Here is a 3,154-nt window from a genome sequence, read left to right as displayed (position 1 = left end):
CGCCCTGGGGGAGAATAAAATTTACGGCCTGGTGGCGCCGGGCTACCAGATGGCGAGAACGGCGGCGGCGGATCTGGCCGGAGAAGAGGCGCGCTTCGGCGGGGCGGATATGAGCACCAAGCTCAAGCTGCTGGGCATCGACGTTGCCTCCTTCGGCGACGCTCAGGGGCGCACGCCCGGTAGTCAGAGCTATCAGTGGACCCACGGACCGGAGCAGATCTATAAAAAAATCGTCGTCAGCCAGGATGGCAAAAAGCTGCTTGGCGGCGTGCTGGTGGGCGACGCCAGCGATTACGCCACCCTGCTGCAGATGATGCTCAACGACATGGCGCTGCCGTCGCGCCCGGAAAGCCTGATCCTGCCGGCCCTTGAGGGCAGCGCGCCGAAGGCGCTCGGCGTGGCGGCGCTGCCGGACAGCGCGCAAATCTGCTCCTGCCACAACGTCAGTAAAGGCGATATTTGCCAGGCGGTCAGCGGCGGCGCGGGTGATATGGCGGCGATCAAAAGCTGTACCAAAGCCGCGACCGGCTGCGGCGGCTGCAGCGCGCTGGTCAAGCAGGTCATGGAGTATCAGCTTTCGGCCCAAGGCGTCGAGGTCAAAAAGGACGTCTGCGAGCACTTCCCGTGGTCGCGGCAGGAGATTTATCACCTCGTGCGCGTCAACCATATCCGCACCTTTGAACAGCTGATTGCCCGCTACGGCCGGGGGCACGGCTGCGAAATTTGTAAACCGCTGGTGGCCTCGGTGCTGGCCTCCTGCTGGAACGAATATCTGCTGAAGCCGGCGCATTTGCCGCTGCAGGATACTAACGACCGCTACTTCGCCAATATCCAAAAGGATGGCACCTATTCAGTGGTTCCGCGCATGGCGGCCGGAGAGGTGACTCCGGACGGCCTGATTGCCATCGGGCAGATTGCCAAACGCTACCAGCTATACAGCAAAATTACCGGCGGCCAGCGGATCGATCTCTTTGGCGCTCGTCTGGAAGAGCTGCCGGCTATCTGGCGCGAGCTGGCTGATGCCGGGTTTGAAACCGGCCACGCCTACGGTAAATCCTTGCGTACGGTGAAGTCCTGCGTTGGCTCCACCTGGTGCCGCTATGGCGTGCAGGATTCGACCGGCCTGGCGGTGACCCTCGAACATCGCTACAAGGGCCTGCGCGCGCCGCATAAGATCAAAATGGCGGTCTCCGGCTGCACGCGGGAATGCGCCGAGGCGCAGGGCAAAGATATCGGGGTGATCGCCACCGAGAAGGGCTGGAATCTTTACGTCTGCGGCAACGGCGGCATGAAGCCGCGCCACGCGGACCTGTTTGCCAGCGATATCGACGATGCGACGCTGATCCGCACCGTCGACCGTCTGCTGATGTTCTATATCCGCACCGCCGATCGCCTGCAGCGAACCAGCACCTGGCTGGACAACCTTGAGGGCGGCATCGACTATCTGCGCGAGGTGATCCTCGAGGACAGCCTCGGGATCGGCGAAGAGCTGGAGCAGGAGATGGCGCGGGTAGTGGACAGCTACCAGTGCGAGTGGCAAACCACCCTTAACGATCCGCAGCGCCTGTCGCTGTTCCGCTCCTATGTTAACAGCGAGCAGCCGGACGATGCGGTGCAGCGCCAGCCGCTTCGCGGCCAGCCGCAGCCGGTGGCGGCGCCCGTGCTGCATGAAGGCGCGCCTTCGGCCCGACCGTGGCAGGCGATTTGCGATCTCGAGGCGATCCCCGCCGAGGCCGGGATCGGCGCGCGGCTCGGCGAGCGTCAGATCGCGCTGTTCCGCTTTGGCGAGCAGATTTACGCGCTCGATAACCTCGAACCCGGCAGCGACGCCAACGTGCTGTCGCGCGGGATCCTCGGCGACGCCGGAGGAGAGCCGATCGTCATCTCCCCGCTCTACAAACAGCGCATTCGCCTGCGCGACGGCCGCGCCTGTGACGGCGGCGAACAGGCGGTACGCGCCTGGCCGGTAAAAGTGGAGAACGGCAAAGTGTGGGTGGGCAACCAGGTTCTGCTGGCGCGCGCGGAGGCGTCCTGATGGCGAAGACCCGAACGAGCGACTCCTGCCGGGCTCCCGTATCCCGGAACTGAACGCGCTGTTAACGGAAAATAATCCCCGGGCGGAAGATTCAGCATATTCCTGAAATTGGCCCGGGGGCTGCGGGCGATGGCAAAAAACGATAAACTTAGGTTCTGTTGCCATCCTTCGCGAGCCTCTGTCATCCGTTTAATGCCTTTGCTATTCCGCTTTACGCCACTTCTCCCCATCCTCCTGCTGCTGGCCGGCGCACCGGCTCGTGCCCTGCAGGGAAGCAACGCCTTCAGCGAGAAACAGACGGCGCTGCCCGATCTCGGCATCGCTCCCCAGCTTGATGAAGATGCGCAGCATTTTGCCGAAATGGCGAAGAAATTCGGCGAAGCCAGCATGAGCGATAATGGCCTTACAACCGGCGAGCAGGCGCGGATGTTTGCGATCGGCAGGATTGGCTCCGAGGTTAGCCAGCAGCTGGAGAGCTGGCTATCGCCGTGGGGCAACGCCAACGTCGATTTACTGGTGGATAAGGAGGGGCGCTTTACCGGCAGCAAGGGCAGCTGGTTCGTGCCGCTGCAGGATAACGGCGACTTTCTCACCTGGAACCAGTATTCGGTGACCCAGCGCGATAGCGGCCTGGTGGGCAATATCGGCCTGGGGCAGCGCTGGCGGGTCGGGACATTGCCGCTGGGCTATAACTTCTTCTACGGTAAGGTGCTGGATGAGCGCCTGGCGCGCGGCAGCATCGGGGCCGAGGCGTGGGGAGAGTCGGTGCGCCTGTCGGCTAATTACTACCACCCGGTGGGGAGCTGGCAGCAGGGCGACAGCCTGACCCAGGAGCAGCGGATGGCAAGCGGCTACGACGTCACGGCCCAGGCGCGGCTGCCGTTTTATCAGCATATTAATACCAGCGTCAGCGTCGAGCAGTATTTCGGCGACAGCGTTGACCTGTTCCATTCCGGGACCGGCTACCATAACCCGGTGGCGGTATCGGTGGGGCTCAACTACACCCCGGTTCCGCTGGTCACGGTGACGGCGAAGCATAAGCAGGGCGAAAGCGGGATCAGCCAGAATAACGTTGGGCTGAACCTAAACTATCGCTTCGGCGTGCCGTTAAAGCAGCAG

2 protein-coding genes are annotated in these 3,154 nt (G+C 62.9%); both read left to right on the top strand.

Features of this window, described 5'->3' with window-relative positions; all coding sequences use genetic code 11:
- On the top strand, positions 1–2,035 hold a 2,035-nt coding region (nirB, locus tag PFH44_RS26200), incomplete at its 5' end, for a nitrite reductase large subunit NirB (RefSeq protein WP_283826639.1).
- A 192-nt stretch (positions 2,036–2,227) separates the two neighbouring features.
- Positions 2,228–3,154, top strand: a 927-nt coding sequence (locus PFH44_RS26195) for an inverse autotransporter beta domain-containing protein (protein WP_283826638.1), incomplete at its 3' end; no start/stop codon positions are given.

The sequence above is a fragment of the Klebsiella sp. Ech2A genome, assembly GCF_030078455.1.
Taxonomy (GTDB): domain Bacteria; phylum Pseudomonadota; class Gammaproteobacteria; order Enterobacterales; family Enterobacteriaceae; genus Klebsiella; species Klebsiella terrigena.
This window is presented reverse-complemented; position numbering and strand designations above follow the sequence as displayed.